Here is a 13919-nt window from a genome sequence, read left to right on the forward strand (position 1 = left end):
CGTTCATGCGTGGCAAGCCGCTCCCGGCCTGCACCTCATCCCTCTGGAGGATCCCATGCGAACGTATCGCTCGCTTTCCGCTTCCCTTGGCGGCGTGGTGGCCGCCTGCCTGCTCGCCTTCGGCGCCGCGGCGCCGGCATTCGCCGTCGATCCGCCCGTGCTCGTCCGCTTCGACGGCGGCATCGGCTCGCAGCCGCTGCGGGCCGGGGCTACCCCCGACGATTCGGCGTCCAACCGGGTCTTCGGGGTGCAGCCCGGCGGCGTGCCCTGGGTGATCGAGGACCTGAAGGCCCTGATCCGCGTGGACGGCAGCGTCCAGATCAAGGGCGAGGGCCTGCTGCTGGGCGGCACGAACAACATCGGAACGCGCGGCGGCACCGAGAATGTGCGTGCGCGCCTGTTCTGCGGTGGCATCGCCCACACCTCGGCTCCCTTCCCGCTGGAAGCCGACGGCGACTTCACCATCAAGGGAACACTGACGCCGGCCCTGGCACCCCCGCCGACCGTGTGCGAGAACCCGGTCCTGCTGATCCTCAACGACGCTGGCGCGACACCGGCCGCGGACCGCTGGTTCGCCGCCGGCATCCTCAAGCCGAAGGCCCCGAAGGCTCCTTGAGCCCCCGCGCCGGCCTGGCGGGCCGGATGCCGGAGAATGCGGGGTTTGCCGGGTCCGCCCGGCGCGCCGACCGCAGCCTTTTTCTCCGTGACCGCCTCCCCATCCGACCCGTCCGGCCGCATGACCCCGGCCGAGCGCCGCGCCAGCGGTTCGCTGGCCGCCATCTTCGCCGCCCGCATGCTGGGCCTGTTCCTGGTGCTGCCGGTGTTCGCGCTGGAGGCGGCCCGCTATCCGGGCGGTAGCGACCCCGCCCTGGTCGGCCTGGCCATGGGGATCTACGGGCTGACGCAGGGCATCCTGCAGATCCCCTTCGGGCTGGCGTCCGACCGTTTCGGCCGCAAGCGGGTGATCGTGCTGGGGCTCATCGTGTTCGCCGCCGGCAGCTTCGTGGCGGCCGCCGCGACCTCGCTCCCCTGGCTGATCGCCGGCCGCGCGCTGCAGGGCGCGGGCGCGGTTTCGGCGGCCGTGACGGCGCTGCTGGCCGACCTCACCCGCGACACGGTCCGTACCAAGGCCATGGCCCTGGTGGGCGCCAGCATCGGCCTGATGTTCGCGCTGTCGCTGGTCGCCGCGCCGCTGCTGGTGGCGAAGATCGGCCTCCACGGCCTGTTCGTCGTGACCGGGTCGCTGGCGCTGGCCTGCATCGCCGTCGTCCTGTGGTGGACGCCGGCGGCGCCGCCGCACAAGTCCGGCTCCGGATCCGGCGTGTCCCGCGGGCGGATGGCGGACGTCCTCGCCCACGCGGGCCTGCTGCGCCTGAACGTCGGCGTGTTCGTGCTGCACGCGGTGCAGCTCGCGATGTGGGTGGCGGTGCCGGCGCTGCTGGTGCAGGCGGGCCTGGCCAAGGCCAGTCACTGGCAGGTCTACCTGCCGGCCGTGCTCGCCTCCTTCGTCGTGATGGGCACCCTGCTGTTCCCGCTGGAGCGCCGCGGCTACCTGCGTGCCGTGTTCCTCGGCGCGGTGGGCCTGGTGATGCTGGTGCAGCTGGGGCTGCTTGCCACGTCCTGGCATCCCGGCATCCCGGCGCTGGCCGCACTGCTATTCCTGTTTTTCTGCGGTTTCAACGTGCTGGAAGCCACGCAACCCAGCCTGGCCTCCCGTATTGCACCGCCGCAATCGCGCGGCGCCGCGCTCGGTGTGTACAACACGCTGCAATCCCTGGGCTTATTTGCCGGGGGCGCGGTCGGCGGCTGGCTGGCCAAGAACGTTGGCTTGCCAGGGCTGTTCGGCGCCTGTGCCGGCTTGATGCTGTTGTGGCTGGTCGTCGCCTGGCCCATGCGTGCGCCGCAAACCGCCCGTCAGACGGCCGAAGAGGTATTGGCCGACGAAGCTCAGGCCACATAATCGACCCTAATCAGAGGAAAGCCATGGCATCGGTCAACAAAGTCATCATCGTCGGCAACCTGGGACGCGATCCCGAGACGCGCACGTTCCCCAGCGGCGGGCGCGTGTGCAACGTCACCATCGCCACCACCGAGCGCTGGAAGGACAAGACCTCCGGCGAGATGAAGGAACTCACCGAGTGGCACCGGGTGGTCTTCAACGACCGCCTGGCCGAGATCGCCGGCGAGTACCTGCGCAAGGGCTCCCAGGTCTACGTCGAGGGCAGCCTGCGCACGCGCAAGTACACCGACAAGGACGGCGTCGAGAAGTACGCCACCGAGATCCGCGCCGACGAGATGAAGATGCTCGGCAAGCGCGAAGGCATGGGCGGTCCCTCGGGCGACGACGACGGCGGCTACGACAGCGCCCCGCGCCGCCAGGCCGCCGCGCCCAGCCGCGCCCCGGCGCCGGCCCCCGCCGCCCAGCGCCCGGCCGCGTCGAAGCCCGCTTCCGGCTTCGACGACATGGACGACGACATCCCGTTCTAAGCCGCTGCCACCCGGCGGCCTTCCGGGTCCTCGATGTTCAGCCAGATCCGCGCCATCGCCAGGCGCGCCCGCGAAGAACGGCTTCCCCAGGTCGCGGGCGGCCTGACCTTCACGACCCTGCTGTCGGTCGTGCCGCTGCTGGTCGTGAGCTTCGCGCTGTTCACGCGCTTCCCGGCCATCCGCCCGATCGGCGAGGCGATCCGCACGCACCTGCTGGAAGGACTGCTGCCGCACGAGATCTCGCGCACGGTGCTCAAGCACCTGTCGCAGTTCGCCGGCAACGCGGGCGGCCTCACGCTGGTGGGTTCGCTGTTCGTGCTCGTTTCGGCTCTCGCCATGCTGATGACGGTGGAGAACGCGCTCAACCGCATCTGGCAGGTGAAGAAGAACCGTCCGGTGCACCGGCGCCTGGGCCTCTATGCGGTGATGCTGGTGATCGGCCTGCCGCTGCTGGGCGTGAGCCTGTGGGCGACGTCGTACCTGGTGCCGGCCTCCAAGGGCCTGGCCGCCTCCGCGCCCTGGGCCGCGCTGGCGCTGCAGGTCGTACCCGTGCTCCTCGGCATGACCGGGCTGGCGGCGCTGTTCCATTACGTGCCGAACGCCGCCGTGCGCCAGCGCGATGCGTTGATCGGCGGCCTGCTGGCCAGCATCGTGATCGAACTGGGCAAGCGCGGGCTCGCGTTCTACCTGGTGCACGTGCCGACCTACAAGACGGTCTACGGCTCCTTCGCGCCGCTGCTGGTGTTCATCCTGTGGGTGTACTTTTCCTGGCTGGTGACGGTGAGCGGCGCGCTGCTCACGGCCAGCATGGGTCGCGGCGGCGGCCGCCAGCCGGCGCGGCGGCTCTCGCGGGCCTGAGCGCTCAGGCCGCGACCGCTTCGGCGGCCAGCGAGGCGGCGATCACGCCGCCGCCCAGGCAGATCTCGCCGTCGTACAGCACGGCCGACTGGCCGGGCGTCACGGCCCACTGCGCGTCGGGGAAGGCGAGGGCGAAGCGGCCGTCGTCGCCGCGCTCCAGCACGCAGGGCGCGTCGGCCTGGCGGTAGCGCGTCTTGGCGGCGTAGGCGCCGGGCCGCGGCGGCTCGCCGGCGGTCCAGCTCGCGCCGCCGGCATCCAGCGCGGACGACAGCAGCCAGGGGTGATCGTGGCCTTGCACCACCCACAGCGTGTTCTTCGCGATGTCCTTGCGCGCGACGAACCACGGCGCATGCTCGCCGCCGCCGCGCTGCGCGCCTTTTTCCTTCACGCCGCCGATGCCCAGGCCCTGGCGCTGGCCGAGCGTGTAGAACGACAGGCCCTGGTGCTTGCCGATCACGCGGCCCTTGGGATCCTTGATCGGGCCCGGTTCCTTGCTGATGTAGCGGTTGAGGAAGTCGCGGAAGGGCCGCTCGCCGATGAAGCAGATGCCGGTGGAATCCTTCTTCTTCGCGTTGGGCAGGCCGATCTCCTCGGCCAGGCGCCGCACTTCCGTCTTGCGCAGCTCGCCCACCGGGAACAGCGACTTCGACAGCTGGGCCTGGTTCAGCCGGTGCAGGAAGTAGCTCTGGTCCTTGGTGTCGTCCAGGCCCTTGAGCAGTTCGAAGCGGCCTTCGCGTTCACGCACGCGCGCATAGTGGCCGGTGGCGATCTTCTCCGCGCCCAGGCGCATCGCGTGGTCGAGGAAGGCCTTGAACTTGATCTCGGCGTTGCACAGCACGTCGGGATTGGGCGTGCGGCCGGCCTGGTATTCGCGCAGGAACTCGGCGAACACGCGGTCCTTGTATTCGGCGGCGAAGTTGACGTGCTCGATCTCGATGCCGATCACGTCGGCGACGGCGGCCGCATCGACGAAGTCCTCGTTCGAGTTGCAGTATTCGCTGTCGTCGTCGTCTTCCCAGTTCTTCATGAAGATGCCGACGACGTCGTAGCCCTGCTGCTGGAGCAGGTACGCACTGACCGCGGAGTCCACGCCCCCGCTCAGACCGACGACGACACGTGGCTTGCGACCCATGGGAGGATTATCCCAGCCCGTCTTTTTCCCCGCTTCGGCGCGGCCTTCGTCATCCCCGCGCCCCTCCTCGTCATCCCCGCGCCTCTTCGAATGCCCTGGGCCCCCGCGTCCGCGGGGGTGACGTCAGGTTCCTTCCCCGTCCCCGTTCTGCGTGTGCTCCTGCTGACCCGGCCCGCGGATGCCCGGATCGCAATACACCGCCGACAGCGGCATCCGCACCCCCGCCAGGTAATCCTCCATGCAGCGCAGCACCAGCGGGCTGCGGTGCCGGTCCGCCGTCGCCCGCAGTTCGTCTGCCGTCATCCACAGCGTGCGCACGATGCCGACGTCCAGCGGCCGGTCGGGCACTTGGTCGCCGAGTTCGCCGCAGAAGGCGAAGCGCAGGTAGGTGATGTCCTCGCCGGTGGTCGAGCGCTGGAAGCGCGAGATGTACACGCCCAGCAGGTGGGTCGGCCGGAAGTGCCAGGCGGCCTCTTCCAGCGTCTCGCGGGCCGCGCCTTCGGCCGGCGTCTCCCCCGGGTCGAGGTGGCCGGCCGGGTTGTTGATGCGAAGACCTTCCGTGGTTTCTTCTTCGATCATGAGGAAGCGTCCGTCCCGCTCGATCACGGCGGCCACGGTCACGCTCGGTCGCCAGCGCTTGTCCATCCCCCGATTATGTTGGCCTTCCGCAGGGTGCCGGGGGCGTGCGGCTCCAGAGGGCCTGCCCTGGACGCCGGGTGCCTCGTCGAATCGGAGACCAAGGGTAAACCCGATATGGGGTAAGCCCGGATTCGCCCGAACGTCGAGGCTCTTAAAGTCCCTCCTGCCAGGTGGCCTGACCACCTGAACACCAGACCTTCATGCCTATCCAAGCCATCAGCTCCCAACGCCTGTACCGGCAGATCGCCGACCAGTTGGCCGAGCTCATCCGCAGCGGCGAATTCAAGCCGGGCGATCGCCTGCCCTCGGAACGCGAGCTCTCGCAACAGTTCGACGTCAGCCGCGCCTCCGTGCGCGAGGCGCTGATCGCGCTGGAGATCGACGGCCTGGTCGACGTGCGCGTCGGCCTCGGCGTGTTCGTCAACGCCGCGCCGGCCGCCAACTCGCAGACCGCCGCCCTGGGCGAGCCCGGTCCCTTCGAGGTGCTGTCGGCCCGCTACCTGATCGAGGGCGAGACCGCCGCGCTGGCGGCGCGCGACGGCAGCGCGCAGGACCACGCCCGCATCCGCGAGACCCTGCAAATGATGGCCGAAGAGGTGAAGGGCACCGGCGTCGGCCTCAACGCCGATGCGCTGTTCCACCTGCGCATCGCCGAAGCGTCGGGCAACAGTGCGCTGGTGCACCTGGTCCACCAGCTCTGGAGCTTTCGCTACAGCGCCATGTTCCGCAAGCTGGACGAGCACTTCGACAGCCTGGAGCGCCACCAGGAAGCGATCGCCGAACACCGCCAGCTGGTGGAGGCGATCGAGCGGCGCGATGCCGACGGCGCCCGCGCCGCCATGATCGCCCACCTCGACACCGTGCGCGCCGCGCTGGAACGGGGCTGGGAACTCGCCAACGTCAGCGGCGGCAAGGCCACCACGCCCCCGCGCCCCACCGGCACCACCGCCTGGTCCTGAGGGCCGGCCCCGCAGTCTTCCCATGTCCTACGAATTCGACTTCTCCTTCCTCGCCGGCACCTGGCCGCGCTTCCTGCACGGCGCCTGGCTCACCATCCAGCTGGCCAGCATCGCCATCGTGCTCGGTTTCGTCGTCGGCGCGGCCTGCGCGCTGGTGCGCACCAGCGGCTCGCCGCGCCTGCAGCGGCTGGTGGGCGTGTACATCGAGGCGATCCGCAACACGCCGCTGCTGGTGCAGATCTTCCTCGTCTACTTCGGCATCGCCAGCCTGGGCTTCAAGATCTCCGCGGAGCTGTCCGCCGCGCTGGCGCTCACCATCAACATCGGCGCCTACTCCACCGAGATCCTGCGTGCCGGCATCCAGTCGATCGCGAAAAGCCAGGTCGAAGCCGGCGAATGCCTGGGGCTCTCGCGGCTGCAGGTGTACTGGCACGTGGTGCTGCTGCCCGCGGTGGAGCGTGTGTACCCGGCGCTGTCCAGCCAGTTCGTGCTGCTGATGCTGGCCTCCAGCGTCACCTCGCAGATCTCGGCCGAGGAACTCACCGCGGCAGCGAACCTGCTGCAGTCCGAGACCTTCCGCAGCTTCGAGGTCTACATCGTGGTCGCCGTGCTGTATCTCGCGCTGTCCTTCCTGTTCCGCGGCGCCTTCTGGGCCATCGGCCAGCTGGTGTTCGTGCGCCGCCGCCGCCTCGGCACGCCCCTCTAAGGAGTCCCCGTGAATTCGTTCTCGCTGACGCACGTCGGCTACCTGGCTGTTGCCGCGCAATGGACGCTGCTGCTGTCGCTGCTGGCTTTCGGCGGCGGCGCGGTGCTCGGCCTGGCGCTGGCGCTGGGCCGCGTGTCGCAGATCGCCGCGCTGCGCAAGATGGCCACCGCCTACATCCAGGTGGTGCAGGGCACGCCGCTGCTGGTGCTGCTGTTCCTCTCCTACTTCGGCATCAGCATCGCCGGCCTGAACGTCCCGCCGCTGCTCGCCGCCGCGTTCTCTCTCACGCTCTACACCGGCGCCTTCCTCGGCGAGATCTGGCGCGGCTGCATCGAGGCGGTGGCGCGCACGCAGTGGGAAGCCGCCGAGTGCCTGGGCATGAACCGCTTCGGCCAGTACGTGCACGTGATCCTGCCGCAGGCCGCCCGCATCGCCATCGCGCCCACCGTGGGCTTCATGGTGCAGGTGGTGAAGAACACCTCGCTCGCTTCGATCATCGGCTTCCTCGAGCTGTCGCGCGCCGGCCAGGTCGTCAACAACTCCACCTTCCAGCCCTTCACGGTGTTCGCCGTGGTGGCCGTCATGTACTTCGCGCTGTGCTATCCGCTGTCGCTGGCCAGCCGCCACTTCGAAAGGAAACTCCATGTGGGTCGCCAATGACCTCGCCCCGGCCGGTGAGCGCCGCGCCGTGACGGCGCCCGCCGCCGGCCCGGTGGTGTCCGTGAACAACCTGGTCAAGCGCTTCGGGCCGCACACGGTGCTCGACGGCGTGTCGCTGGAGATCGGCCGCGGCCAGATGGTCGCCATCGTCGGCCGCAGCGGATCGGGCAAGAGCACGCTGCTGCGCTGCCTCAATGCGCTGGAGAACATCCAGGGCGGCACGCTCAACGTCTGCGGACACGACCTGTCGGACGCGAAGCTGGCCAAGCGCGACCTGCGCCGCGACGTCGGCATCGTGTTCCAGAGCTACAACCTGTTCCCGCACCTCACGGTGGAGCGCAACATCACCCTGGCCCTGACCACGGTGAAGAAGCTGCCCAAGGCCGAAGCCATCGAGATCGCGCATCGCGTGCTCGCACTGGTCGGCCTGTCCGACAAGGCCCAGGCCTATCCCGAGCAGCTCTCGGGCGGCCAGTCGCAGCGCGTGGCGATCGCCCGCTCGCTGGCGCTGTCGCCGCAGCTGATGCTGTTCGACGAGGTCACCTCCGCGCTCGACCCCGAGCTCACCGGCGAAGTGCTCAAGGTGATGGAAGACCTCAAGCGCCAGGGCATGACCATGGTGCTCGTCACCCACGAGATGGCTTTCGCACGCCGCGTCGCGGACGTCGTGGTGTTCATGCACCAGGGCCGCGTCTGGGAGATGGGCCCGCCGGAAGAACTGTTCACGCGGCCGCGCACCGCCGAATTCGCGCAATTCACCAGCAGTGGCCTGTGAGCCGCATTTCCACGAAAGAGACAGACACATGAACTTCATCAGCCGCCGCAGCTTCACCCTGGCCGCCGTCACCCTGGCCCTGGCCGGCACCGCGCTCACCGCCGCCGCCGATACGCTCAAGGACATCCAGTCGCGCAAGAAGGTGCTGATCGCGATCGACCTGAGCGTGCCGCCCTACGGCATGACCGACGCCAACATGCAGCCGCAGGGCGCCGACGTCGACGTGGCCCGCGCAATGGCCAGGGACCTGGGCGTGCCGCTGGAGATCGTGCAGGTGAGCGGCCCCAACCGCATCCCCTTCCTGATGACCAACAAGGCCGACCTCGTCATCTCCTCGTTCAGCGTCACCGCCGAACGCGCCAAGGTGGTGGCCTTCTCCGCCCCCTACAGCGTCAACCAGCTGGTGGTGGGCGCGGCCAAGGGCGTGGCCATCACGAAGATGGACGATCTGAACGGCAAGCGTGTCGCCGTCGTGCGCGGCAACCTGCAGGACCTGGAGCTGACCAAGTCCGCGCCCAAGGGTGCGACGCTGGTCCGCTACGAAGACGACGCCACCGCCAACACGGCGCTGATCGCCGGCCAGGTGGACGCCATCGCCACGCCGGCCACCACCGTCAAGACGCTGGCCGAGAAGAATCCGGCCAAGAACCTGGAAGTGAAGTTCGTGGTGAAGATGCAGCCGCTGGCCATCGGCCTGCGCAAGAACGACGCCGAGCTGATGAAGTGGGTCAACGCCTGGGTGGAGAAGAACACCGCCAACGGCGAGCTGAACAAGATCTACACCAAGCACATGGGCATCGGCCTGCCGGACATGAAGAAGCTCGCGGACGAAGCCCGCGCGATCGCGCTGTGACGCGCTCCGTTCCGCTCGCTCTGGAAGCCAGGCGCTTCCTGCCCGACGACGGTTACGCCGGCACGCTGGTGGGCCGCGTCTGGCGGCCCGACGTGCAAGGCCCCTCCGTGGTGGCCCTGCGCGAACACGGTGTCTACGACCTGAGCGCGGAGTTCCCCACCGTCGCCACGCTGCTGGACCAGCCGGAGCCGGCGCGCGCGGTGCGCGAGGCCACCGGCGAACGCCTGGGCAGCCTGGAGGAGATCCTCGCCAACAGCGACGAATCCAGGCGCGATGCGGGCAAGCCCTTCTTCCTCGCGCCCTGCGACCTGCAGGTGGTGAAGGCGGCCGGCGTCACCTTCGCCACCAGCCTGATCGAGCGGCTGATCGAGGAACAGGCCGACGGCGATCCGTCCAAGGCCGACGCCGTGCGCGCCCGCGTGGTGGCGCAGATCGGCACCGATCTCTCGAAACTCAAGCCCGGTTCGCCGCAGGCCATGCAGCTCAAGAAGATGCTGCAGGAGCAGGGGCTCTGGTCGCAGTACCTCGAAGTCGGCATCGGTCCGGACGCCGAGGTGTTCAGCAAGGCACCGGTGCTGTCGTCCGTCGGCACCGGCGCCGACATCGGCATCCGCCGCGATTCGTCGTGGAACAACCCGGAGCCGGAAGTCGTGCTGGCCGTCAACAGCCGCGGCCAGATCGTCGGCGCGACGCTCGGCAACGACGTCAACCTGCGCGACCTGGAAGGCCGCAGCGCGCTGCTGCTGTCCAAGGCCAAGGACAACAACGCGTCCTGCGCCATCGGCCCCTTCATCCGCCTGTTCGACGCCAGCTTCGGCCCGGCGGACATGCGCCGCGAGAAGGTCGACCTGCGCGTCGACGGCCCGGAAGGCTTCGTGCTGGAAGGCCTGAACTCCATGGAGTTCATCAGCCGCGAGCCGCAGGACATCGTCGACCAGGCAGTCGCCGCGCACCAGTACCCGGACGGCTTCATGCTGTTCCTGGGCACGCTGTTCGCGCCCACGCAGGACCGCGACGCGCCCGGCGCCGGTTTCACCCACAAGGTGGGCGACCGCGTGAGCATCCGCAGCGCGCGCCTCGGCGAGCTGTGCAATCGCGTGACGCACAGCGAAGAGGCCGCGCCCTGGACGTTCGGCCTGCGCGCCTTCATCGCCAACCTCGCGCAGCGCGGGCTGCTGGCGAAAGGACGGATCTGATGGACGCCGCTTCTCCGGGGGCGGCCGCGGCCGCCCGCACGATCCGGCTGCACGCCGATGACGACGTTGTCATCGCGCGGCAGCAGCTCGTCGCCGGCACCTGGCTGGCCGAAGAGGGCGTGCAGGTCAGCGGCCTGGTGCCGCCGGGCCACAAGCTGGCGGTGCGCGAACTCGCCGCCGGCCAGCCGGTGCGCCGCTACGGCCAGATCATCGGCTTCGCCTCGCAGGCGATCCGCGCCGGCGCGCACGTGCACGTGCACAACCTGGCGATGGGCAACTTCGACCGCGACGCGGCCGCGGTGGCCGGCGTCGATGCCAGGCCGACCGAGCCGGCGGCGCAGCCTGCCACCTTCATGGGCATCGTGCGCGAGGATGGCCGCATCGCCACCCGCAACTACATCGGCGTGCTCACGTCGGTGAACTGCTCGGCGACCGCCGCGCGCGCCATCGCCGACCACTTCCGGCGCGACATCCGGCCGGAAGCGCTCGCGGACTTCCCCAACGTCGACGGCGTGGTGGCGCTCACCCACGGCGCCGGCTGCGCGGTGGATTCGGAAGGCGAGGGCTTGCGCGTGCTGCGTCGCACGCTGGCCGGGTATGCGCGCCATCCGAACTTCGCCGCCGTGCTGGTCATCGGCCTGGGCTGCGAAACCAACCAGATCTCCAGCTGGATCGCCCACGAGGGGCTGCAGACCGGCACGGCGCTGCAGGTCTTCAACATCCAGGACAGCGGCGGCACCGCACTGGCGGTGCAGCGCGGCGTCGAAGCCGTGCGCGGGCTGCTGGCCGAGGCCAATCGCGTGGAGCGCGTGCCGGTGCCGGCGCGGCACCTGGTGGTGGGCCTGCAGTGCGGCGGCTCCGACAGCTATTCCGGCATGACCGCCAACCCGGCGCTGGGCGCCGCGATGGATCGCCTGGTGCGCCATGGCGGCACGGCGATCCTGTCGGAGACGCCCGAGATCTACGGCGCCGAGCACCTGCTGACGCGGCGCGCGCAGGACCGCGCGGTGGCCGACAAGCTGCTGGACCGCATCCGCTGGTGGGAAGCGTATTGCGAGCGCATGGGCGCCGACATGAACAACAACCCCTCGGCCGGCAACAAGGCGGGCGGGCTCACGACCATCCTCGAGAAGTCGCTGGGCGCCGTGGCCAAGGGCGGCAGCAGCAATCTCGTCGACGTCGTCGAGTACGCGCAGCCGGTGCGCGCGCAGGGACTCGTGTTCATGGACACGCCCGGCTACGACCCCGTGAGCGCGACCGGCCAGGTGGCTGGTGGCGCCAACCTGATCTGCTTCACCACCGGCCGCGGCAGCGCCTACGGCTGCGCGCCCGCGCCCTCGGTGAAGCTCGCCACCAACAACGCGCTGTGGCAGCGGCAGCAGGCCGACATGGACATCAACTGCGGCCCGATCGCGGAGGGCGAGCTCTCCGTCGACGACATGGGCGAGCAGATCTTCCAGTCCATCCTGCGCATCGCTTCCGGCGAGAAGACCAAGAGCGAACTGCACGGCTACGGACAGAACGAGTTCGTGCCCTGGCAGCTCGGCGCCATCACCTGATCCCTGCTTCCTTCAACCCCACCAGGAGACATCGATGAAGCAATCCACCCGTCGCCACGTGCTCGGCCTCGTCGCCGCCGCGGCCCTGCCTTTCGCCGCCATGGCGCAAGGCCCCAACTTTCCGACCAAGCCGGTCGAACTCGTCGTGCCGTATCCGGCCGGCGGCGGCACCGACGTGCTCGGGCGCGCTTTCGCGCTCGCCGCGGTGAAGCACCTGCCGCAGCCGCTGATCGTGATCAACAAGCCGGGCGCCGCCGGCGCCATCGGCTGGGCGGACGTGCTGAACGGCAAGGAGCCGGGCTACAAGATCGCGCTGCTGGCCACCGACCTGATGACGCAGCCGAACATGGGGCTGACGAAGATCACGTACCAGGACTTCACGCCGATCGCGCGCCTGAACTACGACCCGGCGGCGATCACCGTGCGCGCCGACGCGCCGTGGAAGACGGTGGAGGAATTCGTCGCGGCCGCGAAGAAGGGCAACTTCAGCGTCGGCAACGGCGGCAACGGTTCCACCTGGCACCTGGCCGCCGCGGCGATCGAGGACAAGACCGGCGCCAAGTTCAACCACATCCCCTTCGCCGGCGCCAACCCCGCCGCGCTGTCGCTGCTGGGCGGCCACATCGAGGCGATCACGGTGAGCGCGGCCGAGGTGTACCCGCACGTCGCCGCCGGCAAGCTGAAGATCCTGGGCGTGATGTCCGACCAGCGCATCAAGGGCTTCGAGAACGTGCCCACGCTGAAGGAACGCGGCCTCGACATCCAGGTCGGCACCTGGCGCGGCCTGGCCGTGCCGAAGAACACGCCGCCGGAGATCGTCGCCGCCCTGCGCGCCGCGACCGCGAAGACGGTGCAGGAGCAGAGCCTGCGCGACGCGCTGGACAAGCAGAACATGGGGTATGCCTATGCCGAAGGCGATGCGTTCGGCGCGGTGATGGCGCGCGACCATGAGTTCTACAAGGGCCTGATCCAGAAGCTGGGTCTCAAGGGCCAGTAAGTTTTACTCCCTCCCCCTCCGGGGGAGGGTTGGGGTGGGGGCGCTCGCGATGGCGCCTCTTCGTGAAGAGCGCCCCCATCCCAGCCTTCCCCCGTAGGGGGAAGGAGCAAGACAGGAGAGTCCCTTATGTTCAAGAACCTCATCGGCGGCGAGTGGGTAGCAGGCGCCCGCGTATCCCGCAACATCAATCCTTCCGACACGCGCGACGTCGTCGGCGAGTACGCGCAGGGCAACGCCGAGCACGCCCAGCAGGCGATCGCCGCCGCCGCCAAGGCGCAGGCTGGCTGGGGCCTGTCCACACCGCAGCAGCGCTTCGACATCCTCGACGCCGCCGGCGCCGAGATCCTGGCGCGCAAGGCCGAACTGGGCGACCTGCTCGCCCGCGAAGAAGGCAAGACCCTGCCCGAAGCCATCGGCGAAGTGGTCCGCGCCGGCAACATCTTCAAGTTCTTCGCCGGCGAAGCGCTGCGCGTGGGCGGTGAAGTGGTGCCCTCCGTGCGTCCGGGCGTTGGCGTCGAAGTCACGCGCGAGCCGGTCGGCGTCGTGGGTCTCATCACCCCCTGGAATTTCCCGATCGCCATTCCCGCCTGGAAGATCGCCCCCGCGCTGGCCTTCGGCAACGCCGTGGTGCTCAAGCCCGCGGACCTCGTGCCGGGCAGCGCCTGGGCCATTGCCGACATCCTGCACCGCGCCGGCCTGCCCGCCGGTGTCTTCAACCTGGTGATGGGCCGCGGCTCCGAAGTGGGCCAGGTGCTGCTGGACGACAAGCGCGTCAACGCCATCAGCTTCACCGGCTCTGTCGCCACCGGCCAGCGCATCGCGCAGGCGTGCGTGGCGCGCATGGCCAAGTTCCAGCTGGAGATGGGCGGCAAGAACCCGATGGTGGTGCTGGACGACGCCGACCTCGACGTCGCCGTGGCGGCCGCGCTCAACAGCGGCTTCTTCTCCACCGGCCAGCGCTGCACGGCATCGTCTCGCCTGATCGTCACCGATGGCATCCACGACAAGTTCGTGGCCGCCATGGCCGAGAAGATGAAGACGCTCAAGGTCGACGACGCGCGCAAGAAGGGCACCGACATCGGCCCGGTGGTGGACGAC

15 protein-coding genes are annotated in these 13919 nt (G+C 69.5%); 13 read left to right on the forward strand and 2 right to left on the reverse strand.

Annotation, left to right across the window (positions count from 1 at the left end; translation table 11 throughout):
* Positions 1-55: 55 nt before the first annotated feature.
* The 4 genes from VF522_RS11235 (at position 56) to VF522_RS11250 (ending at position 3345) form a co-directional block, all read left to right on the forward strand.
* Positions 56-616 (forward strand): hypothetical protein, encoded by a 561-nt coding sequence (locus VF522_RS11235; RefSeq protein ID WP_330908351.1) that lies wholly within the window; start codon positions 56-58, stop codon positions 614-616.
* 120 nt (positions 617-736) lie between these two features.
* Positions 737-1960 carry an MFS transporter gene (locus tag VF522_RS11240; RefSeq protein WP_330908365.1) on the forward strand — a complete coding sequence of 408 codons (1224 nt, stop codon included), beginning with the start codon at positions 737-739 and terminating at the stop codon, positions 1958-1960.
* Positions 1961-1983: 23 nt separating this feature from the next.
* Positions 1984-2487 carry a single-stranded DNA-binding protein gene (gene ssb, locus VF522_RS11245; protein WP_330908352.1) on the forward strand — a complete coding sequence of 168 codons (504 nt, stop codon included), beginning with the start codon at positions 1984-1986 and terminating at the stop codon, positions 2485-2487.
* Between the two features lie 33 nt (positions 2488-2520).
* The gene (locus VF522_RS11250; protein ID WP_330908353.1) at positions 2521-3345 is read left to right on the forward strand and encodes a YihY family inner membrane protein; all 825 of its coding nucleotides are present in this window, start codon (positions 2521-2523) and stop codon (positions 3343-3345) included.
* A gap of 4 nt (positions 3346-3349) precedes the next feature.
* On the opposite strand, the gene mnmA is transcribed toward VF522_RS11250, so the two are convergent.
* Both mnmA and VF522_RS11260 read right to left on the reverse strand, forming a co-directional pair.
* Complete coding sequence (gene mnmA / locus VF522_RS11255) at positions 3350-4477, reverse strand: tRNA 2-thiouridine(34) synthase MnmA (RefSeq protein WP_330908354.1); 1128 nt, start codon at positions 4475-4477, stop codon at positions 3350-3352.
* Positions 4478-4600: 123 nt separating this feature from the next.
* On the reverse strand, positions 4601-5122 hold the full coding sequence (locus tag VF522_RS11260) for an NUDIX hydrolase (protein ID WP_330908355.1): 522 nt from the start codon (positions 5120-5122) through the stop codon (positions 4601-4603).
* Between the two features lie 194 nt (positions 5123-5316).
* Between VF522_RS11260 and VF522_RS11265 the strand changes: the two genes are divergently transcribed.
* From VF522_RS11265 to VF522_RS11305, 9 genes are all read left to right on the forward strand, one after another.
* Positions 5317-6075 (forward strand): FadR/GntR family transcriptional regulator, encoded by a 759-nt coding sequence (locus VF522_RS11265; protein WP_330908356.1) that lies wholly within the window; start codon positions 5317-5319, stop codon positions 6073-6075.
* A 22-nt stretch (positions 6076-6097) separates the two neighbouring features.
* A complete protein-coding gene (locus VF522_RS11270) occupies positions 6098-6781 on the forward strand; it encodes an amino acid ABC transporter permease (protein WP_330908357.1) in 684 nt (227 codons plus the stop codon).
* Between the two features lie 9 nt (positions 6782-6790).
* Positions 6791-7441, forward strand: a complete 651-nt coding sequence (locus tag VF522_RS11275; RefSeq protein ID WP_330908358.1) for an amino acid ABC transporter permease — start codon at positions 6791-6793, stop codon at positions 7439-7441.
* Complete coding sequence (locus tag VF522_RS11280; RefSeq protein WP_330908359.1) at positions 7425-8216, forward strand: amino acid ABC transporter ATP-binding protein; 792 nt, start codon at positions 7425-7427, stop codon at positions 8214-8216. Before VF522_RS11275 ends, VF522_RS11280 begins: the two co-directional genes overlap by 17 nt.
* A 28-nt stretch (positions 8217-8244) precedes the next feature.
* Positions 8245-9069: a transporter substrate-binding domain-containing protein gene (locus VF522_RS11285; protein WP_330908360.1), complete on the forward strand. Its 825-nt coding sequence runs from the start codon at positions 8245-8247 to the stop codon at positions 9067-9069.
* Positions 9066-10265, forward strand: a complete 1200-nt coding sequence (locus VF522_RS11290) for a fumarylacetoacetate hydrolase family protein (protein ID WP_330908361.1) — start codon at positions 9066-9068, stop codon at positions 10263-10265. Before VF522_RS11285 ends, VF522_RS11290 begins: the two co-directional genes overlap by 4 nt.
* Positions 10265-11824, forward strand: coding sequence for an altronate dehydratase family protein (locus tag VF522_RS11295; protein WP_330908362.1), 1560 nt, complete (start codon positions 10265-10267; stop codon positions 11822-11824). The genes VF522_RS11290 and VF522_RS11295 overlap by 1 nt, the downstream gene beginning before the upstream one ends.
* A 34-nt stretch (positions 11825-11858) precedes the next feature.
* Complete coding sequence (locus VF522_RS11300; RefSeq protein ID WP_330908363.1) at positions 11859-12821, forward strand: tripartite tricarboxylate transporter substrate binding protein; 963 nt, start codon at positions 11859-11861, stop codon at positions 12819-12821.
* Between the two features lie 126 nt (positions 12822-12947).
* The coding region (locus VF522_RS11305; RefSeq protein WP_330908364.1) for an aldehyde dehydrogenase family protein at positions 12948-13919 on the forward strand (972 nt) is incomplete at its 3' end.

The sequence above is a fragment of the Ramlibacter sp. genome (assembly GCF_036383835.1).
In the GTDB taxonomy this organism is placed as follows: Bacteria; Pseudomonadota; Gammaproteobacteria; order Burkholderiales; family Burkholderiaceae_C; genus Ramlibacter.